Raw genomic sequence first — 20,363 nt, 5'->3', positions numbered from 1 at the left:
CCACCGGGCGCACCGCACGAGAAATCCGACCGCTTCTGTACTGAGCGTCCAGTTTTTGCGTACAAGCGTCCAGTTCGGGGTTCGGATAAGCCCTCGGGGGGCCTCCGCGGGCAAGTAGCGTGACCGGAAACGGCCGCACGGGGTGGCCTGAGAGAAGGGGAGACGATGTCGGATCTGAAGGTGGTGGCCACCATCGCTGCGAAGCCCGGTTCGGAAGAGATCGTGCGGGACGGTCTGTCCACCCTCGCCGCCGCCAGTCGTGGCGAGGCCGGTTGCCTCGGCTACGAGCTGTACGAATCGTCGGCCGCCCCCGGCACCTTCGTCACGGTCGAGGTGTGGACCGACCAGGAGGCACTGCAGGCGCACATGGCGACGCCGCACCTGCAGGCCGCGTTGGGCACGTTCGGCGCCCACCTGGCGGGTGCGCCGCAGATCCACCCGCTGACCCCGATCGAGGTCTGAGTCCGGTATCCGGACCGGGTCGTTACGGGCGGTGCCGGATCAGCAGGTCCCGCACATGGCCGGTCTCGTTCACCGAGGCCACCCGGGCATTGCCGTTGCGGGACACCAGGACACGGGTGATCGACGCGTAGTCGATCGGGAAGGTCAGCGGGCGGTCGAGGCCGAGCAGGCCCTGCAGGTACACGTTGATGACGCCGCCGTGCGCGAACACGGCCACGGTGTCCTCGTGGTCGGCCCCCGCGACCACCCGGTCCAGGCCCTCGTGGACCCGGGACCGGAACTCCCGCTCGTCGACGAAGTCGGGGAGGTGCCCGGCCAGGATGCGCGCATAGGCCTCCGGCGCGATCGTCTTGGCCTCGTGGATGGGCACGTAGTGCGCATGGCCGTGGTCGTACTCGGCCAGCCCGGCATCGGCGGCCACGGTCAGCCCGCGGGCCGCCGCGACCGGCGCCGCCGTCTCGAGGGCGCGCCGCTGCGGGCTGCTGACGATCGCCGAGATCGGGTACGGGTCGAGGGCGGCGGCCAGCCGCCCGGCCTGTGCGTGACCCTCCGCTGTGAGGCCCGGGTCCGCGCCGTCGGCGGACTCGGCCGAGAGGATTCGTTCGGGCAGCGCATGACGGATCAGCAGCAATTGCACCCGGTCAGACTGTCATGCTCGCGATCAGCGCCGCGACCGAGGCCGGACGGTCCGCCATCATGTTGTGCCGGGCGGGACGCAGCGATTCGAACCCGGCGCCGAGCCGGTCGGCGAGCCGCCGCTGCGCCCGGACCCAGCGCCGCGACCGGCCGGAGTCGGCGGCCACGACCAGGGTCGCGGGGAGGGGGCCGAGCGGGCGGAGCCGCTCGAGCTCCGCGCCCAGGTCCGGGTACGCCGCGTTCTCGATCAGGGTCGATCGCAGGTAGTCGGGGTCGGTGAAGGTCAGTCGGATCCACTCGACCGCTTCCGCGTCGGGAGCGCCGTGGGTGACCAGGCGCACCCACGGCCCGGCCAGGCGCTGGAGCCCGCACGCCGAGGCGCCCCGAGCGAGGACGGTCGAGACGCCGAGCCGCCATCGGCGGGGGAGCGCGAGGGGGTGGCGCGCGGCGATGCTGGTGTCGAGCAGCACCAGGGCCGAGGCCCGCCCGGGGTTCGTCCGCGCGAATCCCTCGGCGTACCAACCGCCCATCGAGTGGCCCACCACCGTCACGGGCCCGCGCACCCCGACCGCGTCGAGCACCGCACCGATCCGGTCGGCCTCCCCGCGGACCGTCGGCGGCTCGTCGGAGGCGGGGCTGAGTCCGAAGCCGGGCCGGTCGAACCGCACCACGGTGCAGGCGCGGGTGAGCAGGGCCGCGACCCCGTCCCAGTCGAACCAGTTGCCCGCGAGCCCACCGACGAGGACCACCGGCGGGCCGGACCCCTCCACCATCACGTGCAGGGATCGGCCGCCGACCTCGACGAGGGTTCCGGGTGGTTTCACGTGGAACCCCGTCGGCCTTCCTGCGCGGTGAGCAGTGCGGCGAACACGATCCAGGCGGTGACCGAGATCAGCTGCAGTCGCTGTGCGTAGCCGAGGAGCCAGACCTCGTCGCCCCGCCCGTCCATGTCGACGGCGAAGAGGGTCCAGACGGTGCCAACCGAATAGAGGGCGACGACGCCAAGGCCGAACCAACGCAGCGGGTGCGGCAATCCGTAGCGGTAGGCGGCGAGGATGAAGGCGAACACCGACACGGCCGCGGCGGTCGCGGCGGCCGAGCTGGTCACGGCGTGCAGCGACCGGACGGCGTGCAGCAGGCCGGCCTCCTCGCGACCGGCGCACTCGCTGCTGCCGTGGGCGGAACAGGCCAGCGGCATCCGGGAGTCGAGGAACGTGCTGACCGCGAACACCGCCAGACCGATCCAGCCGATCGTGGTCAGCAGCCGGCGCGGGCGCAGCGCCAGGCCGAATCCCGCGGCGGTGGCGAGCACGATGCCGGTGAGCAGGTCCCCGGTGCGGAAGAGGAATCCGTACGGCTGATCCAGCGCGGCCAGTTCGCTGACGTACGCCCGGCTCGGGTCCAGGCCCGTCGGCAGCACCCACTCCAGCATCCAGGACGAGTACAGCACCGCCCCCAGCACCAGCAGGCCGATCAGGATCCGGCGGATCCAATTCTGGGTGTCGGGCGCGGTGTCGGTGTCGGTCACTGGCGCGGCTTGGCCAGGGGGAACGCCAGTGATTCCCGGATGCTGCCGCCGGTGATGAGCATGACGATCCGGTCCACACCCATCCCGATCCCGCCGGTGGGCGGCATCGCGTGCTCGAGGGCCTGCAGGAAGTCCTCGTCCAGCTCCATCGCCTCCTCGTCGCCGCCAGCCGCCAGCAGCGACTGCTCGGTGAGCCGCCTGCGCTGGTCGACCGGATCGGTGAGCTCGCTGTAGGCGGTGCCGAGTTCGACACCCCAGGCCACCAGGTCCCACTTCGCGGCGACTCCGGGGATGGTGGGGTGCGGCCGGGTCAGCGGCGACATCGAGGTGGGGAAGTTGGTGTAGAAGGTTGGGAACTCGGTCTGGTCCTCCACCAGGTGTTCGTACATCTCCTGCGCGACCGCGCCTGCGTCCCAGTCGGACTGGTGCGGGATCCCGTTCTCGTCGCACAGCCGCCGCAGTTCCTCGATGGGGGTCTCCGGGGTCACCTCGACGCCCAGCTTCTCGGCGACCGCGCCGTGCATGGTCTTGACCGGCCAGTCGCCGGAGATGTCGACCTCGACCGGTGTGCCGTCGGGCCCGGGGCGCAGGATGATCTCCCGGCCGTGTGCGGCCACCGCCGCCGCCTGGATCAGCTCCCGGCACAGCACCATCATCCGCTCGTAGTCGCTGTGTGCCTCGTACGCCTCCAGGATCGTGAACTCCGGGTTGTGCTTGAAGTCCACCCCCTCGTTGCGGAACACCCGGCCGATCTCGAAGACCCGCTCCATGCCCGCTACGCACAGCCGCTTGAGGTAGAGCTCCGGCGCGATGCGCAGGTACAGGTCCAGGTTGTAGGCGTTGATGTGGGTGATGAACGGCGCCGCGTTCGCGCCGCCGTGCACCTGCTGCAGGATCGGGGTCTCGACCTCCATGAAGGCGCGCGAGGTGAGCGAATCCCGCAGCGACTTCACCACCGCGCTGCGGGCGGTGAGCAGGTCGCGGGCCTCGGCATTGATGGCGAGGTCCAGGTAGCGCTGACGCACCCGGGTCTCGGGGTCGGACAAGCCCTTCCACTTGTCCGGCAGCGGGTGCAGGCACTTGCCGTTCATCCGCCACTCGGCGGCGAGCACGGACAGCTCGCCCTTGCGGCTGCGGCCTATGGTGCCGCTCACCTCGATGAGGTCGCCGAGGTCGAAGTCGGCGGTGAACTCGTCGAGCCGGTCGCCGACGGTGGTGCGGTCGAACAGCACCTGGAGGTCGCCGGACCAGTCGCGGACTTCGGCGAACGCGACACCGCCGTAGGCGCGGATCCGCATGAGCCGCCCGGCGATCCGGACCCGGGTGCCCTCCGGTGACGAGGCTGCCGCGGCGACGGTGTGGGTGGGCGGGTATGCCACCGGGTACGGATCGATGCCATGGGCGGCCATCCGGTCCAGCTTGTCCATCCGCACCCGGACCTGTTCCGGGCGACGGGGTCCGACGGTCTCGGTGGCGAGCGCGGCGACGTCGTCGGGCGCACTGCCGTCCGAGTGCAGCAACCCCGCCGCCGCCACGGACTGCGGCACCGCGATGCGGGTGCCGGTGTGCTTGCTGATGTCGCGGCGCCGCCACCGCGGCAGCGTGACGAAGCCCTCCGCCACCGCGGACGCCATGCCGACCTTGGGCAGCACCCGGCTGTCGGAGAAGCACAGGTAGCGCGGGGCCCAATCCGGTTGGTACTTCACGTTGGACCGGTACAGCGCCTCGAGCTGCCACCACTTGGAGAAGAACACCAGGATCGATCGCCACACCCGCAGCACCGGACCGGCGCCGATCCGGGCGCCCTCCTCGAAGACCGACCGGAACACCGCGAAGTTCAGTGACACCTTGTTTACGCCGAACCGGTCCGCGCCGGTGGCGAGCTCGGTCACCATCAGCTCCACGACGCCGTTGGGCGCCTTCGGGTTCCGGCGCATCAGATCGAGCGACACCCCGGTCAGGCCCCACGGCACCAGCGAGAGAATGCCGAGGACCTCGCCGTCGGACGTGCCGTCTCCGTCCGGGTCCGTCTCGCCGATGGCCTCGACCAGCAGGCAGTCGCCGTCGGCGATGTCGCCGAGCCTGCCGAGGGCCATCGAGAACCCGCGCTCGGTCTCGGTGTCGCGCCAGGAGTCCGCCCTGGCGATGACCTTCGCCATCTCCTCGGGCGGGATGTCGCGATGACGTCGGATGCGAACGGTGACGCCCTGCTTGCGAACCCGATTGACCGCCTGCCGGACCTGACGCATCTCGCGGCCGCCCAAGTTGAACTCGCGGGTGTGCAGGATCGCCTCGTCACCGAGCTGGAGGACGGTCAACCCCGCGCGCGCGTAGGCGGTGGCGCCGAGCTCGCTTGCCCCCATCACCGCAGGGGTCCACCCGTAATTGGAGGCCAGGTCCAGCCACGCGTCCACCGCGTGTGGCCAGGCCTCCTCGTCGCCGATCGGGTCGCCGCTGGCCAGGCAGACGCCGAGCTCGACCCGGTAGGTGACTGCCGCCTTGCCGCTTGGCGCGAAGATCACCGCCTTGTCGCGGCGGGTCGCGAAGTAGCCGAGCGAATCGTCGGCGCCAGAGCGGGCGAGCAGTCCGCGCAGCGCCGACTCGTCGTCGCCGGTCAGGGCGTTGTCCGATCGCTGTGATCGGAACAGGGTGACCACCGCGGCCAGCAACGCGAGGGCACCGAGCAGCCCGAGGATGGTGCTGACGAAACCGTGTGTGCGCCCGTCGAACTGCTCGTTTTCCAAGACGACGCCGCCGAAGACCCGGTTGAGCGACCAGAGCAGCCGCTGATCAGACGGCAGGGTGCCAGGGAACAGCTCGACCAGGGCCCAGCCGAGCAGGGTGCCGATGGCGAGGCCGAGGAGCAGCACCCCGAGAGCCTTCCAGCCCGCGCCGCGCCTGACCCGCGTGTAGAACTCCTTGCGCGCGGCGATGAGCACGCCGATCACCGCGAGGTGGACGACGAGGGCCAGCGCTGCGTTCATGTTCCGCTCGACGATCACCTGGGCGAGATTGGTGAGGGCGATGAGGATCAGATAGACGGTGAGCAACCACCACGCGATGCGCTTGCGGCTGGCGAGCGCCGCCGCGAGCAGCGCCAGCACCAGGGCCCAGACGATACTGGTGTCCGGTGCGTCGAAGTAGTAATTGTTGACGTACTCGCGCGGCGTCCGGACGAGGTACCGCAGCACGGGCGAGATGCTCCACAGGAAGACCAGGGTCGCGTAGACGCCGATCACCAGGCCGGCGATGTGCGGCACCTCTCGGAAGTGCCCCGTGGTCGGTCTGCCCAGCCGCCGGGGTGCAGGATGAGCGGACTCGAGCGACGTTTCGGTCGTGGTGGTCGGCGTCATCTACCCAGTGTGAAGGGTTCTCCGTCGGTGTGGGGGATGATGAGCGAGTGCCTGCGCCCCAAGATGTACCGATCCGCGACGAGTCGATCCGCCTCGGCCAGTTCCTCAAACTGGCGAACCTGATCGAATCAGGCGCCGATGCCAAGTCCGTCATCGCCGACGGTCTGGTCAGCGTGAACGGCGAGGAAGAGGTCCGACGTGGCCGCCAGCTGCACGAGGGCGACGTGGTGGAGATCGGTGGGATCAGCGTGCGGGTCTCGCGCTAGGGGGTCGTTTGAGCGACCGCGCCCTCGAAGTCGGGGTGTGGATTCGACACGATGAGAGCGGATCCGTCCATGGCGACGCGGCCGTGCGCGAGTTTGTCGGTCTGAGGAAGCGTGAACAGGCCTGCGAAGAACACGGCAACTGAGCTGAAGAAGACGATCGTCATCAGCGCGTCCTCGCCTCGACCTCTGAGCGCGAAAAGCGTGCAGAACAGAAGCACGCCGGCCACGATCGCCAGCAGAGAGCATCCGAAGCGCTTCCGTCGATGAAGCAGGCATTCATCGCAGAACGGCCACTCATCCCAGAGGAACAGTGACTGCGCACGGATGCGGTTCCACTCGACAATTTGCCAAAAGGCGATGAAGCAAGTGATGCGCTTCCATCGGGGATAGCCCGGTCCCGTGAACGGCAGTACCGGCACTGATGAAAAATGCGTACTGCGGTGTTCTGCCGTGATCTGTCCGTGTGCAACGCACACGTTCGGCGCGGGATGGATCAACTCGTAGTTCCGTGCGCGCAGGATTCCTTTCGCTGCTGTCGGCATCTGGAACTCGTCGTCGGTCTGTGGACGGATCGGAAGACGAATCTCCGGACGCGGGGCGGCTCGCACTGGCCAATGATGACGCACGCCTTGGCCGAGAGTGCAGTTGTCGGCGTCCCACTCGGGCGATGTCCCGACAACTGCACGCTCGGCGGTCAGACCACCATCGGGACGAGGGCCTTGCGGTCTGTGGGGTAGTCCTCGAACTTCTCGCGGTACCACTTGTGGGTCGCGATGGCACGGGGGATCAGGTTGCCCGCGGTGATCAGGAAGATGACGACGCCGGCAAGCGACCAGGTCAGCAGGGCGAACCCGGCCCAGGCGATGAGCTCGCCGAGGTACGCCGGGCTGGTGACGAACCGGAACCCGCCGCCGTACGGGATCTTGTACTCGGTCGCGCCGGGGTTCTGCTTGTCCCGGAGATTGCGCACGATCGACTCGGACGACACCAGCAGCGCGAATCCGCCCAGGTAGATCACCACGCCGATCAGGAAGCGGGGATCGGTCAGCCACTCGGTTCCGTACTGGTTCAGGTAGTCGTGGCTGAAGAAGGCGCCGTTGAGGTAGCCGTGCATGCAGGTCACCAGCATGCCCATGCCGATGACGGAGACATTGAAGGTGCTGCGCTTGCCTGGGACCTGCCGGATCGACAGCGGGAAGAACCAGCCGCGGTTCGCGTAGTGCAGCAGCCAGATCCCGGCGAGCACCAGCGAGGTGGGCTCGAACCGGTTCGGGCCGGTCAGGAAGAAGATCGCGAACACCACCGTCGCGGGGATCTCCATCAGCCACCAGCCCAGCTTCGGGTTGAGGTTGAACCCGAGGTTGGTCGAGCTGAATCGACCGTATGAACTCTGGGCGAAGAAGCCGCCGACGATGACGAACGCCGCGAAGGCGAACGCGATCGTCAGGACGGTGTCGTAGACCGTGTTCCCGGTGTACCAGTGCATCGAGATCCTTCATCGTGCGAGCGGCCTGCTCGGCCACGTTCCAGGTGGCGACGCCGGACCGGCGACGCTCAAACTGGAACACGTTCTACCACGTCTGGATTCTGTCCGCGGCGCTATCGCGCGATCGGTGCACTTGCGACAGGCCCTGGCAATGGCACGGTTTGGCCCCGAAGATGCGGCGGGGCGCCCGAATGGACGGCACGCCCCGCTCGGCATCGTCCATGAAAATTGAACGCGGACCGGTCCTACTCGACGTACTGCTGCTCGAACTCGGCGGTGGGCGGGGTCGGCGTGATGACGTCGATCAGGACGCCGTCGGGACCGGCGATGATGAAATGCCGTTGCCCGAAGTCCTCCGTCCGGATGTCGAGCACCGCGCGGCGACCCCCGAGCGTCACGAGCCGCTCGTACTCGGCGTCCACATCGTCGACCTCGAAATTGAGGATCAGGCCATGCGCGCGCGATCGGTGCCCGTCGGGGATGGTCTCGTGGGTGTGGTCGAGGATCGCGAGTTCGAGGTCGGGTTCGCGTCGAAGGCTTACGTACCAATCGGATTCGAACGTCGCCTCGAAGTCGAACCAGCGGCGGAAGAAGTCCGCCGACTCGCCGACGGCGTCCGTGCAGATCACCGGATAGAAGCTCGTCGTGGCCATGTAGCTCTCCGTTCAAGATAGATACGTACACAATGTATGTGTCTGAACATACGCATACACTGCGTACGTATCAATGGGTCATCGAAGGGGTGGGCTTGAGTCCGTCGAAGAAGGAACAGACCGCTACGACAACGCGAGCCCTGCTCGCGGTGGCCGTCGAGATGTTCGCCGACCGTGGGTTCAGCGCGGTTGGACTCGATGACGTCGCAAAGCAATCCGGCCTCACCCGGGGTGCGGTATACCACCACTTCGGCAGCAAGGCCGGGCTGTTCGATGCCGTCGTGGACCAGGTGCAGCGAGAGGTCGCCGAGCGGGTGAGTCACGCCGCGGCCGGGGCGGGGAACCTGTGGGACGCCCTCGTGGAGGGCTGCCACGAGTTCGTTCGCGCCGGGTCGGATCCCAGGATCCATCGGATCATGTTGATCGACGCGCCAGCTGTGCTCGGATGGCAGCGCTGGCGCGAACTCGACGCGGCCAACTCGGGTCGCCTGCTGCAGGAGGTGCTCGACGAGTTGCAGACGGAGGGCACGATCGGTCCGGGTCTCGCCGCGCCGGCCGCGCACCTGCTGTCCGGTGCGATGAACGAGGCGGTGCTCTGGGTGGCACAGTCGGAGACCCCCGATCGGGACCGGGACTCGGCCTTGGCGACGCTCGACCGTCTGCTGGGCTCCCTGCGTCAGCGCTGACCTCGCCGAGTGTGCACCTGCCGCACGTCCCACTCGGCCGATGCCCCGACAACTGCACACTCGGCGCGGTCGGTAGCTCCGTGTGGGCGTGTCCGAATTGTCCGCGAATCCTTGGATTTTCGCCTCGCGTGACGTGGACGTGAACCCGCGGCGTCAGTAATTCCCTCCCGGTTCACGGGGAGGACACGAAGCATGCACGAAGTACGTCCATGCGCTGAATAGCGTCCGGTCATCGTTTGTTCATCGATGAAGGGATCGGACGTGACCACCTCACCACTCAACCGCAGGGCGTTCCTCGGACGCACCGCGCTCACCGGGCTCGGCGTCGCACTCGCTGGAAGCGTCGACACCCTGTTCCGGCCTCAGCTCGCGGCCGCGGTGCCGGGGAAGGCGGCCGGGTACGGTCCGCTCGTTCCCGACCCCAACAAGATCCTGTCGCTGCCCGCGGGGTTCTCCTACACGGTCGTCTCGCGCTCGGGTGAGACCCTGCTCGACGACGGTTCGCCGGTCCCGAGCGACCCCGATGCGAACGGCGTGTTCGCGAACGGCAACGGTGCCAGCATCGTGACCAACCACGAGGTCGGCAGCAACGAGCCCTTCGGTGTCCCGGTGGTCGCCGGCCTCACCTACGACCCGGGTGCGCGCGGCGGCACCACCACCGCCACGGTCGGCCCGAACGGCGCGCGCCAGGGCCAGTACGTCAGCGTCGCAGGAACCGTGAACAACTGTGCGGGTGGCATCACCCCGTGGGGCACCTGGCTCACCTGCGAGGAAACCGAGGCCCGCGCCGGTTCGAACGGCTTCACCCTCGCCCACGGATACGTCTTCGAGGTCGACCCGGCCGGCCAGGCCGCGAACGTCGGCAAGAGCCCGATTCCACTGAAGTTCCTCGGCCGGTACGCGCACGAGGCGGTCGCCGTCGACCCGGCGACGAGTGCCATCTACCTCACCGAGGACGCATCCAGCCCCAACGGCCTGTACTACCGGTGGACGCCGCCGCAGGGGTTCGTCGGCGGCCGCGGCGCGCTGCACGCCCTCGCCCAGTCGCCCGGCGGGGACACCGCGGGCAGCCTGCAGGCGATGAAGTGCCTCTCCGGCGGCACCCACGTGCCGGACCTGTCGCAGGCCACCGTGCCGGGCGTCCGTTACAGCGTGCAGTGGGTCGACGTCCCCGACCGCGACGCGAAAGCCACCTCGGTGCGCAAGCAGTTCACGAACGACCAGGTCACCCGCAGCCGCAAGCTGGAGGGCCAGTGGTGGGGCGATGGCGGGGTCTACTTCGTCGCCAGCTTCGCCCGCATCAGCGACGGCAGCGCGGTCGAACACGACGGCCAGGTCTGGTTCTACGACCCCGCCACCGAGACCGTCGAGCTGAAGACCCTGTTCGGCGTGAACCCGGACCCGTCCGTCGACACCGGCAACTACGACGGCCCCGACAACATCACCGTGTCCCCGCACGGCGGCATGATCCTCGCCGAGGACGGCGAGGGCATCAGCCACCTGATCGGCGTGACGGAGGACGGGCAGCCGTTCCAGATCGCCCGTAACGAGCTGAACGACAGCGAGTTCTGCGGTCCGGCGTTCAGCGCCGACGGGAAGACCCTGTACGCGAACATCCAGACGCCAGGAATCGTCCTTGCGATCACCGGGCCCTGGCGTCGCAAGACGGGCCTCCCGTTCGGCTCGTAACCGTGTGATGGGTGACCGTGGCGAGGATCAGGGGGAGCTGGAGACCCCACGACCCCGTCGCGGTCACCCGCCCGTGACGGGGGTCCGGGCACTGTTGCAACGAGTCCCGCGGTGCCACACTGGATGGGTCGGTCACGTCTTCTCGAAGGGCGGCGCGGCGATGAGGACAACACCACAGCGCAGAAGGTCTCGATACCCGGTTCGGATCATCGTCGCGGCGGTCGTGATGCTGTTGCTGCACATGGGATTCGGCGGCGTCACCGCATCGGCCGCCCAGATGGTGCGGACGCAGGGCGGCGCGGTGTCCGCGGTCGCGAACGTCTCCACCCACCAATTCACGGTCAGCATCGGGGATCAGGTGGTCCGAACGATGCCGGCGTCGATGGGCAAGCCGGGTCACGAGACCCCGCTGGGCACCTTCGAAGTGCTCGAGAAGGACCGGTACCTGGTGATGGACTCGTCGACGTACGGGGTCCCGGTCGATTCCCCGGAGGGATACCGGATCGACACCGAGTTCGCGGTCCGGCTCACCTGGGGCGGGATCTTCGTGCATTCCGCGCCGTGGTCGGTCGATTCGCAGGGCTACGAGAACGTCAGCCACGGCTGCATCAACCTCAGCCCGGAGAACGCGCAGTGGTTCTACGAGAACGTGCAGGTCGGGGACACGGTCGTCATCGTCGACTGAACGCGAACGGCCCGGGCGGACCATCGTCGCACCCGGGCCGAACACGCTGATCTGTGGTGGTCAGTCCTCCGCGCGGACGACGACGCCGTCGTCGTCGCTGTAGACCATCTCGCCCGGGTTGAAGGTGACGCCGCCGAAGGTGACCGGCACGTTCTTCTCGCCGGAGCCGGTCTGGGTGCTCTTGCGCGGGTTGGTGCCGAGGGCCTTGATGCCGATCTCGAGGGTGCGCAGGATCGCCGAGTCGCGGACCGCGCCGTTGACGATCACGCCCGCCCAGCCGTTGGCGACGCCCTTGCCGCCGATGATGTCGCCGACCAGCGCGGTGTGCACGCTCGCGTCGCCGTCGACCACGAGCACGCCGCCGTTGCCGGGCTCGCCGAGGGTCTGCTTCACCAGCAGGTTGTCCTGGAAGCACTTGATGGTGGTGATGCGGCCGGAAAAGACTGCGCGACCGCCGATTTGGATGAACTGAGTGTCACAGCTGCGGATGTCGGGGCCGATCTCGTCGGCCAGATCTGCGGTGGCTACCTGCTCAGTCATCTGTTCTTCCCTTCGTCTGTTGAACGCATCCACCCTAGTTCGCCGCGGGCCCTCCGCGGCCGTGGCGCTGCTCATAGTCGTCGCGGGTGCTGTCCGCCCGCCGCTGCGCCTTCTCGTTGAGCAGTTCCGGGTCCAGGCCGTGGGCGAGCAGCCGGTGCCTGCGGTAGATGTTCATCAGCGCGATCGCGAAATACAGCACCGGGAACAGCAACAGCGCCATCATCGCCAGCGGGATCCATCGCTCGCCGGGGATGAGCAGGTAGAACGCCAGGAACAGCGGGATCAGCGGCAGTGTGAAACGCAGCACGTAGCGCACCGAGGCGCCGGGGCCCACCAGGTCGTTGCGGACCCAGTCCTGCATGGAGTCGGGCAGGGTGCGGCCGAACAGGTAGCCGAGGTACTGCGTGAAGGAGGGTTTGCGCTGGTCGGGCATGGTCATAGGGTAAGGCACCCCTGGCCGGACCCGAGCGCCCGCTTGGTGGCGGAAGGTCCGGTGACGCCTGCCCCGAAACCGCCGGCTCGGGGCGAGGTCGCGGGGACCGCAACTTGCAGACCGACCGGTACGTGTCCTAAATTTCTGGTTTGCTCCCATCCGGGGGTACCGGTGGCTTGTTGTGGCGGCCCCGGAGGCAACACCGCAGCGAGACCGGCTCCGATCAGGGGCAGGCAATGTATTCCGGGGGGAATATGTATTTCGGGGGAATAGTCCCGCGCTCTGCGCCGGACCAGGTCATCTGTCGAGTCCCGCGCCGTTCGGCGCAGACCCGTCGTGCTCTCGACCGACACGGTTCTTCTCCACTTCGCTGACCCAGCAACCACGCCATCCATCCGCGGCTGTGCCGCGCGGCCCACTGCGGCCTCGGATCGCGTCGGCACCGTCACGACCTCACGTGGTGGTGCCACCACCACGAAACATCGAAGGAGAACCCATGAACCACCACAGAGGCGCCCGTCATCGCGCGCGCACCGAGCGCGCGACGGTGGTGGGTGTGATCCCGCTGGCGATCGCGATCACCTGTGCGGGACCGGCTTTCGCCCAGCCCGGCGTGATGGTGCCAGACGCCGAGCAGCCCGGCGTGGTGGCGGAATCCGCCCCCGAGCCCGCGCCCGAGGTCGAGCCCGTCGAGGAGCCGAAGACCTACTGGATCGCTCCTCCGGTCGAGTACGCCGAGTTGCCGACCCGGCCGGTGCCCACCTACGACTACACCGAGTATTCCGAGCCCGTCGAACCGGTTCAGTTCCAGGAACTGCACCTGCCCGTCGCGGTCGAGGTGGTGGCCCCCATCGAGGCGCCCAAGGAGCGACTGCGTGTCGGTGACTTCGTCTCCGACCAGCCGAACTGGCTCTCCGACGAGTACCTGAACCGGACGAACAACACCTCCGCGGTGATCGAGGCGCAGGTCAACACGTTCTGGAAGTCGATCGGTGTGGACGCCGAGCGCAGTGACCGCATCGCCGCGGCCACCGTCGGTGGGGCGGCGGCCGGCGCCGTCACCGGCGCGATGACCGCCGGTGTCCCGTTCGCTGTCGGTGGCGCACTCATCGGCGGCACCATCGGCGGGAACATCGGCGTGGGCATCGGCAACGCCTTCATTCCGGGATTGGGCTGGGTCGCAGCAGCCCCCATCGGAACCGCCGCCGGAGCCGCCATCGGCGCTGCCGCGGCCGGAATCCCGGCGGCAGCGGTGGGCGCGGTCGTGGGTGGCGTGGCGGGCGGTGCAGCGGGTACCGCCTTCGGCGCCGGCGACAGCCTCGGCACCCCGACCGAGTTCGTCCTCCCGAACGTCACCGAGCCCGACGCCGCGGCCCTCACGCTGCAGGCAGGCGAGGAGTACGCCAGGCTCGCCATGGAGCAGCCCGCCGCGGCCACCGCCGTCGTCGATGCGGTCGTTGCGGCCCCGCAGCTCGCGGAGCAGGTCACCGACCAGGCGATCGCGGCCCGCGAGGCCACCCTCGCCCAGCCGGGCGGCGAGCAGGTCATCGCCGGACTCGACGCCGCCGCGGTGGAGCTGAATCACGCGTTCGGCCCCGTCGCGGGCATGGTCGGCGAGGCGTTGGCCGCGGGCCGGGACGGCCTGGCCGTCTAGGGTCGCCAGCGCACCGGCAACAGGAGGTCCGACATCGTGGGCACACGACAACCGCCGCCGGGCGGCAGATTCGGCGAATCGTCGTCCGATCAGCGTCGCCCGCCCCCGTGGGTCCCGATCGCCGGCCCGAAACCGGACACCTCCGACCCCGGCGCACCCGGTGCCTGGTTCGACAAACCGCAGGACGGTGCGCCGCCGGTCATCGACACCGGATGGGTGCCGCCGCAGTCCCAGCCGGGGTGGCTGCGACGGCACCGGTTCGACGTGGCGCTGGCCGCCGCCGTCGCGGTGGTCGTCGCGGGCGGGGCGGCGACCGCGCTGCTGCTGGCCGACCGGGGATCGTCGGACGGCACGGTCTCGCCCGCCACCTCGCCCGCCGCGGCCCAGTCCGACGAGGCCGACGAGGCGACGTGGTGCGACGGATTCGCCGACGGCGAGGTGGTCTCGGCCGACTCGTCGGACCGCGGCGCTGCGGCGATCGCGGGATTCGAGGACGCTTACTACGTGGCCCGCGACGGGGTCCGGGCCCGCAGCTATGTCGCGCCCAACGCGCTCGTCGCCTCCGCGGAGCAGATCGGGCAGGGAATCTCCCAGATCCCTTTCGGCACAACGCATTGCCTGCTCGTGAAACGGATCGGCGAGGGTCGGTACGCGGTCGACGTGTTCGACCGGCGTCCCGACAACAGTGCGAATCACTACCGCCACACCTTCACCACCGCGGCGGATCCGGGGTCGCCGACCGGGGTCGCCATCACGTCCATCACGCTTCGAGAGGGGAGGTGACCCGGCATGAGCCGCGGCTACACGGATTCGACTCGCACCTGGGCGATCCACACCTACAAGCAGACCCGCGACCAGTACCGGTCGCGGCTGGAATGTTGCGCCGCCATCGCCGCGGACGTCGGCGCGCACACGAACACCGTGGTGCGCTGGGTCAATGACGAGCTGGGCCGTCCGCGAGTCGTGTCGGAGGAGGATCTCCCGCAGCGGGTCCGGGACCTCGAGAGTGAGGTCCGCAGGCTCAGGCAGGCGAATCGCGAACTGAGCGAGCGCATTTCGCTGGGTGTCTGATCCACATCCGCTCACTGCCGGGTGCGGCGCCGCTGCCGGGCGTTCGCCATGCCGACCGCGGCGCGCAGGATGTGCGGGGCGCGGCGGGCCGTTTGCAACACGGCCCGGTCGATCATGTTGAGGCTCAGTTGTTTTCGGGGTTCGGCGGACGGCTCGCTCTCGCCCTCGGTGGTGGCCAGTGCATACAGCCGCCATCGGCCGGGGACACCCTTGAGCTCGTGGTCACCACGGTCCACGAAGGAGAGCCCGGACCCGACCACCAGGTCCCGGACGGTCCGCGAGACCAGCACCTCGCCCGGCCCTGCGGCGGCTCCGATCCGGGCTCCGACGTGCACGGTCATCCCGGTCACGTCCGCCCCGATTCCCTCGATCTCGCCGGTGTGTACGCCCGCGCGCACCGTCAGCCCCAGCTCCTCGGCCTGGCGGCACACGATCCGGGCACATCGGACCGCGGCGGCCGGGCCGTCGAACACGCTGAGCGTGCCGTCGCCCGCGACGTTCACGAGCCGGCCGCCTGCCAGCTCCACCTCGTTGCGGACCTGCCGCTCGTGCGTGGCCCGGAGGTCGCGGTAGGGGCCGTCGCCGATCCGGGCCAGCATCTCGGTGGACCCGGCGATGTCCGTGAACAGGACCGAGGCGAGGTGGCGGTCGGCGTCGACCGGCCGATGGACCCCGGTCGCGACCTCCTCGATGTGGTCGATGATCGGTATCCAGGCCTCGCCGAGTGACGAACCGGGTGCCGCGGCCGCCAACGTGTGCAGCGTGGCGTGCGGGATCGAGTCGGTGACGTAGCGGGAGACCGCCTCGGGCATCGAACTCGCCTCCGCATGGAGCACCCGCGTCGTGCACTGGACGGAGGGCAGGGCGTCGGAGCAGTCGATCCGCAGCAGCCACTCGAGGTGCGCGCGGGCGGTCGCGGGCGGCGCGGAGCAGCGCTCGAGCAGCGCCAGCAGCCTGCGATTGAACGGTGAGTCCTGGCTGGGGTCCCACATGGACATGATCTGGCCGGAGCCCCAGTTGTCGTAGACGGCCCGCCAGCCCTCGACGTAGCGGGCCAGGGCATCGGGGTCCCAGCCGTGCGGGATGTCCGGGCCGTCGCGGAGCATGCCCTCGATGAACGGTTGCTGCAGCACCAGGCCGGTCACCCGCTCGGGCGCACGGGCGGCCACCAGCACGAGGGGCCCGCAGGTGCTGCCGATACCGACCAGGGCGGCCCGTTGCATGCCGACCGCGTCCATCACCGCGAGCACGTCGTCGGCCTGCTGCTCGAGGGTGGGGACGTGGTCGACCGGGTCGGACAGTCCGAGGCCGTGGCGCTGGAAATAGACGGTGCGCGAGAAGGTCGCCGTCCGCTCGAATAGGTAGTGGATGTGCGGGTCGGTCCACATCAGGTCCGGGTGCAGGCCGATCTCGAGGAACAGCGCCACGTCGGCCCCGCGCTCACCCACGACCTGATAAGCCAGCGCGTGACCGTCGCGCTCGACGTACCTGGTACCCGGGGGGTCCATGAATCCAGGCTAGTCGCGTCAGTCGGGCCGACGGGACAGTCGGCGCTGCCGTGCGTTGGCCATCCCGGCCGCGGCCCGCAGGACGTTCGGGGCGCGGCGGGCCATTCTGAGCACCGCCCGATCGAGCAAGGTGAGACCCAGGGTCTTTCGCGACGCCGTCGAGGGCTCGCACTCGGCCGGGGCGTCGGTGGCGGCGAGCGCGAACAGCCGCCATCGGCCGGGGACGCCCTTGAGTTCGCGCGTTCCGTGGTCGACGAACGAGAGGCCGGAGCCGACCACCTGGTCCCGCACCGCCCGCGAGACCAGCACCTCGCCCGGCCCGGCAGCGGCCCCGATACGGGCGCCGATGTGCACGGTGATGCCGGTCAGTTCCGTTCCGATCCCCTCGATCTCTCCGGTGTGCACGCCCGCGCGCACCCCCAGCCCCAGGTCCTCGGCTTGGCGGCAGACGAGGCGCGCGCACCGGACCGCCGCGGCGGGGCCGTCGAACACGCTGAGCGTGCCGTCGCCCGCGACGTTTACGAGCCGGCCGCCTGCCAGCTCGACCTCGTTGCGGATCTGCCGCTCGTGCGTGGCGCGCAGGTCCCGGTAGGGGGCGTCGCCGATCCGGGCAAGCGTCTCGGTGGACCCTGCGATGTCGGTGAACATCACCGAGGCGAGATAGCGCTCGGCGTCCACGGTCCGATGGACCCCGGTCGCGACCTCCTCGATGTGATCGAGCACCTCTATCCAGGCCTGGCCCATCGAGGTGCCGGGCGGAAGCGGAGGCAGCACGTGCAGCGTGCCGTGCGGAATCGCCCCCGCGATGTGCTGCGAGGCCGCCAACGGGACCGCGCTCCGGGCGGAGTGGAGTACGCGCGTCTCGCATTGGATGGAGGCGAGCACATCGAAATAGTCGATCCGGAACAACCATTCGAGGTGCGCGCGGGCGGTGGCGGGGGTCGCCGAGCAGCGTTCGAGCAGCGCCATCAGTCGCCGATTGAACGGCGAGTCCTGCGTCGGGTCCCACATCGCGATGACCCCGCCGGAGCCCCAGTTGTCGTAGACCGTCCGCCACCCGTCGACGAAGCGGTCCCGTGCCTCGACGGTCCAACCCCGGGGCAGCTCCGCGCCCTCGCGGAGCGCGCCCTCGACGAACGGCTGCTGGAACACCAACCCGGTCACCCGCTCCGGGGTGCGGGCCGCGATCAACGCGAGGGCGCCGCAGGTGCTGCCGATGCCCACGAGGGTGGCGCGTTGCATACCGACCGCGTCCATCACCGCGAGCACGTCGTCGGCCTGCTGCTCGAGGGTGGGGACGTGGTCGACCGGGTCGGACAGTCCGAAGCCGCGGCGCTGGAAATACACCATCCGGCTGAAGGTCGCGGCGCGCTCGAAGACGTAGTGGATGTGCGGGTCGGTCCACATCAGGTCCGGGTGCAGGCCGATCTCGAGGAACAGGACCACATCGGCGCCGCCCTCGCCCACGACCTGGTAGGCAAGCGCGTGACCGTCGCGCTCGACGTACCTGGTACCCGGTGGGTCCATGGGTCCAGGCTAGTCGCCGGATCAACCCTGTCGGGAGGACCACTGTTGCCGCGACTGGAGGCGGGGGAAGAGTGGGGGCGGTCAGCGACCGGGCAGGCGAACGGTGAACACCGTCCGTCCATCCACCTGGTCGACGCCGATGCTGCCGCCGTGCAAGTGCACGTTCTCGACGGCGAGGGAGAGCCCGAGTCCGCTACCCTCGCTGCGTCCGCGCGCGGTGTCGACCTTGTAGAACCGGCGAAAGATCGCCTGCCTGTCTTCCGGTGAGATGCCGGGGCCATGGTCGACGACGGTGATGACGGCGTAGCCGGGTTCCGCGCTCAATTCGACGCGCACGGGGGGCGCTCCGTGACGCAGCGCATTGGCGACGAGGTTGGCGACCACTATGTCGATCCGGCGCGAATCCACTCTGGCGCTGATGCTTTCGGGCGTAAGCAGTTCGACGGTTTCGGTCCAGCCGCGGCTCTCCAAGGTGCGCTCGGTCAGTTCGACGAGATCGACGTCGTCGAGGACGAGATGCGCCTGCTGTGAATCGTGGCGCGACATCTCGATGAGATCCTCGACGAGCCGAGTGAGCTTGCCGATCTCACTGCTCACGATGCGCGCGGCGGCACCGGCGTCCGGCGGAAGATTGGGGATCTCCTCCCGGAGTATTTCGCTGACCGGAACCAGTGCCGCCAGCGGCGTTCGAAGCTCGTGGGAGACGTCGGCGACGAACCGCCTCGACTGCTCTTCCGATTCTTCGAGGCCCCTGATAACCGCTTCGTTGCGCGCCACCATGTTGTTGAACGTCGTTGTCACCTGGGCGAGTTCGGTCACCCCGTCTTCGGGGAGCCGGACGCTCAACTCGCCGTCGGCGGCGCGGGCCGCGGCTTCGTCCAGACGCCTCAGCGGACGTACCAGTGTCGACGCGATCCAGAGTCCGAGCAGACCGCTCACCAACACACCCGCCGTGAGGGTGATGCCGACGACTCGGAGCAGGTCGTCGAACTTGTCCTGTACTCCCACCAGTGGCCGGATGGCGGCGGCCTTGACCAGTGTCTGGTCGTCGTTGCCATCCCCTGCGGTCACGTCCATGACGTACACGGACATGCCCACCAGGATGCGCTCTGAGTCGAGCCGCTCGAAGCGGATCAGCCCGGTGCTGTTCAAGCCGTCGTCGAAGCCCGATGTGATCGTCGCCGGATCGACGGATCCTTGACGGACGACTTCACCGTTGGCGATCAGTGTCATGTCGGATGGGAAGACCGGTGCGAGGCCGGCAGGTGTCAGTCCGTCCACCGGCGTGCCGTTGACGGACTGTAGTTCGTCGCGGAACTGTGCAGTTGCCACATCCTGAGCATTGAAATAGATCCACGACCGCGCCATGAGCGACACCACGCCCGCTGTTCCTCCGGCGATGATCACGACGATGGCGATGAACACCAGCACCAGCCGTGTCCGCAGGCCGTCGATCCGCAGCCAGGCCGGTCTCATCGAGCTGAGCTGGGGTTGAAGCGATAGCCGAAGCCGCGCACCGTTTCGATGACGGTCGGCTCGGCGGGGTCGTCCTCGATCTTTCCGCGGAGTCGTTGCACCGCCGCGTCGACGAGTCGGGAGTCACCCAGGTACTCCTGGTCCCAGGCCGCCGACAACAACTGCCGTCGGCTGAGGACCTGTCCGGGATTCTCGGTCAGAGCGAGGATCAGACGCAGCTCGGTCGGAGTCAGGGCCAGCACGGTTCCGGCTTTGCGGACCTGCAGTGACGACCGATCGACCTCCAGGTTGCCGAACGTTTCGGCGACCCGGACGGCCTCTGCCCGCGGCGTTGCGGGCGTCGACCGCCTGACGACGGCTTTGATGCGTGCGTCGAGGACTCGCGGGCTGGCAGGTTTGACGACGTAGTCGTCGGCGCCGGCTTCCAGACCGGCAACGGTGTCGATGTCGTCGGATCGAGCGGTCAGGATGATGATCGGAATCGAACTGCGGGTGCGGATGCGTCGACAGATCTCGTATCCGTCGGCGCCCGGGAGCCCGAGGTCGAGCAGGACGAGGTCCGCGGTGGTGAGGATGTCGTCGAAGTCGCAGTTGCCGTCCGGGCGATGGCTGACGTCGTGCCCGAGTCGGTTCAGTCCCAACGTGATTGCTTCGGCCACGGCTGGATCATCTTCTATGAAGAGGATGCTCACCATGATGATCCGGGTCTT

Annotated in this window: 20 protein-coding genes and 1 pseudogene; 8 read left to right on the top strand and 13 right to left on the bottom strand. The window is 68.9% G+C overall.

The features are described from left to right. Nucleotides 1–165 precede the first annotated feature (165 nt). Nucleotides 166–462, top strand: a complete 297-nt coding sequence (locus JOE46_RS17615) for a putative quinol monooxygenase (RefSeq protein WP_097210714.1) — start codon at nt 166–168, stop codon at nt 460–462. Between the two features lie 22 nt (nt 463–484). On the opposite strand, the gene JOE46_RS17610 is transcribed toward JOE46_RS17615, so the two are convergent. From JOE46_RS17610 to lysX, 4 genes are read right to left on the bottom strand one after another with little or no spacing between them, the layout of a single operon-like run. After that, nucleotides 485–1,099: a histidine phosphatase family protein gene (locus JOE46_RS17610; RefSeq protein ID WP_097210713.1), complete on the bottom strand. Its 615-nt coding sequence runs from the start codon at nt 1,097–1,099 to the stop codon at nt 485–487. 4 nt (nt 1,100–1,103) lie between these two features. Next, nucleotides 1,104–1,922: an alpha/beta fold hydrolase gene (locus JOE46_RS17605; protein ID WP_269588872.1), complete on the bottom strand. Its 819-nt coding sequence runs from the start codon at nt 1,920–1,922 to the stop codon at nt 1,104–1,106. Next, nucleotides 1,919–2,626, bottom strand: coding sequence for a DUF998 domain-containing protein (locus JOE46_RS17600; RefSeq protein WP_257017145.1), 708 nt, complete (start codon nt 2,624–2,626; stop codon nt 1,919–1,921). Before JOE46_RS17600 ends, JOE46_RS17605 begins: the two co-directional genes overlap by 4 nt. After that, entirely contained in the window at nt 2,623–5,979 is a 3,357-nt protein-coding gene (gene lysX / locus JOE46_RS17595) for a bifunctional lysylphosphatidylglycerol synthetase/lysine--tRNA ligase LysX (protein WP_097210712.1), read from the bottom strand. The genes JOE46_RS17600 and lysX overlap by 4 nt, the downstream gene beginning before the upstream one ends. 47 nt (nt 5,980–6,026) lie before the next feature. Here lysX and JOE46_RS17590 point away from each other — a divergent pair, with 47 nt between their 5' ends. Further along, nucleotides 6,027–6,245: an RNA-binding S4 domain-containing protein gene (locus JOE46_RS17590; RefSeq protein ID WP_097210711.1), complete on the top strand. Its 219-nt coding sequence runs from the start codon at nt 6,027–6,029 to the stop codon at nt 6,243–6,245. Here JOE46_RS17590 and JOE46_RS17585 read toward each other — a convergent pair. From JOE46_RS17585 to JOE46_RS17575, 3 genes are all read right to left on the bottom strand, one after another. Further along, nucleotides 6,242–6,853, bottom strand: a complete 612-nt coding sequence (locus tag JOE46_RS17585) for a hypothetical protein (RefSeq protein WP_143548391.1) — start codon at nt 6,851–6,853, stop codon at nt 6,242–6,244. The genes JOE46_RS17590 and JOE46_RS17585 overlap by 4 nt on opposite strands. Before the next feature lie 86 nt (nt 6,854–6,939). Beyond that, on the bottom strand, nt 6,940–7,731 hold the full coding sequence (locus tag JOE46_RS17580) for a methyltransferase (protein ID WP_097210709.1): 792 nt from the start codon (nt 7,729–7,731) through the stop codon (nt 6,940–6,942). 245 nt (nt 7,732–7,976) lie between these two features. Further along, entirely contained in the window at nt 7,977–8,384 is a 408-nt protein-coding gene (locus tag JOE46_RS17575) for a VOC family protein (protein WP_097210708.1), read from the bottom strand. Nucleotides 8,385–8,479: 95 nt separating this feature from the next. On the opposite strand from JOE46_RS17575, the gene JOE46_RS17570 reads away from it, so the two are divergent. From JOE46_RS17570 to JOE46_RS26545, 3 genes and pseudogenes are all read left to right on the top strand, one after another. Continuing rightward, nucleotides 8,480–9,070, top strand: coding sequence for a TetR/AcrR family transcriptional regulator (locus tag JOE46_RS17570; RefSeq protein ID WP_097210901.1), 591 nt, complete (start codon nt 8,480–8,482; stop codon nt 9,068–9,070). Nucleotides 9,071–9,331: 261 nt separating this feature from the next. Beyond that, entirely contained in the window at nt 9,332–10,759 is a 1,428-nt protein-coding gene (locus JOE46_RS17565; protein WP_209927964.1) for an alkaline phosphatase PhoX, read from the top strand. 256 nt (nt 10,760–11,015) lie between these two features. Then, a pseudogene (locus JOE46_RS26545) lies at nt 11,016–11,444 on the top strand (L,D-transpeptidase); the annotation flags it as partial. A gap of 60 nt (nt 11,445–11,504) precedes the next feature. Here the strand turns inward: JOE46_RS26545 and rraA are convergent. Together rraA and JOE46_RS17550 are read right to left on the bottom strand one after the other, a co-directional pair. Further along, nucleotides 11,505–11,984, bottom strand: a complete 480-nt coding sequence (gene rraA / locus JOE46_RS17555) for a ribonuclease E activity regulator RraA (RefSeq protein ID WP_097210705.1) — start codon at nt 11,982–11,984, stop codon at nt 11,505–11,507. A gap of 34 nt (nt 11,985–12,018) precedes the next feature. Then, entirely contained in the window at nt 12,019–12,417 is a 399-nt protein-coding gene (locus JOE46_RS17550) for a DUF5313 family protein (protein WP_077044011.1), read from the bottom strand. A gap of 496 nt (nt 12,418–12,913) precedes the next feature. Between JOE46_RS17550 and JOE46_RS17545 the strand changes: the two genes are divergently transcribed. The 3 genes from JOE46_RS17545 to JOE46_RS17535 are packed head-to-tail and all read left to right on the top strand — an operon-like array spanning nt 12,914 to nt 15,142. Beyond that, nucleotides 12,914–14,071, top strand: a complete 1,158-nt coding sequence (locus JOE46_RS17545) for an insoluble domain protein (protein ID WP_209927962.1) — start codon at nt 12,914–12,916, stop codon at nt 14,069–14,071. Between the two features lie 36 nt (nt 14,072–14,107). Further along, nucleotides 14,108–14,854: a hypothetical protein gene (locus tag JOE46_RS17540; RefSeq protein ID WP_209927960.1), complete on the top strand. Its 747-nt coding sequence runs from the start codon at nt 14,108–14,110 to the stop codon at nt 14,852–14,854. A gap of 6 nt (nt 14,855–14,860) precedes the next feature. Beyond that, nucleotides 14,861–15,142, top strand: a complete 282-nt coding sequence (locus JOE46_RS17535; RefSeq protein ID WP_097210702.1) for a transposase — start codon at nt 14,861–14,863, stop codon at nt 15,140–15,142. Nucleotides 15,143–15,153: 11 nt separating this feature from the next. On the opposite strand, the gene JOE46_RS17530 is transcribed toward JOE46_RS17535, so the two are convergent. From JOE46_RS17530 to JOE46_RS17515, 4 genes are all read right to left on the bottom strand, one after another. Continuing rightward, nucleotides 15,154–16,650, bottom strand: coding sequence for an adenylate/guanylate cyclase domain-containing protein (locus JOE46_RS17530; RefSeq protein WP_209927959.1), 1,497 nt, complete (start codon nt 16,648–16,650; stop codon nt 15,154–15,156). 18 nt (nt 16,651–16,668) lie between these two features. Next, nucleotides 16,669–18,177: an adenylate/guanylate cyclase domain-containing protein gene (locus JOE46_RS17525; protein ID WP_209927958.1), complete on the bottom strand. Its 1,509-nt coding sequence runs from the start codon at nt 18,175–18,177 to the stop codon at nt 16,669–16,671. Between the two features lie 81 nt (nt 18,178–18,258). Continuing rightward, nucleotides 18,259–19,653, bottom strand: a complete 1,395-nt coding sequence (locus tag JOE46_RS17520) for a cell wall metabolism sensor histidine kinase WalK (RefSeq protein WP_097210699.1) — start codon at nt 19,651–19,653, stop codon at nt 18,259–18,261. Continuing rightward, entirely contained in the window at nt 19,650–20,348 is a 699-nt protein-coding gene (locus tag JOE46_RS17515; RefSeq protein WP_097210698.1) for a response regulator transcription factor, read from the bottom strand. The genes JOE46_RS17520 and JOE46_RS17515 overlap by 4 nt, the downstream gene beginning before the upstream one ends. Between the last annotated feature and the right edge of the window lie 15 nt (nt 20,349–20,363).

The sequence above is a fragment of the Rhodococcus sp. PvR099 genome (assembly GCF_017833315.1).
GTDB lineage: Bacteria > Actinomycetota > Actinomycetes > Mycobacteriales > Mycobacteriaceae > Rhodococcus_G > Rhodococcus_G oryzae.
This window is presented reverse-complemented; position numbering and strand designations above follow the sequence as displayed.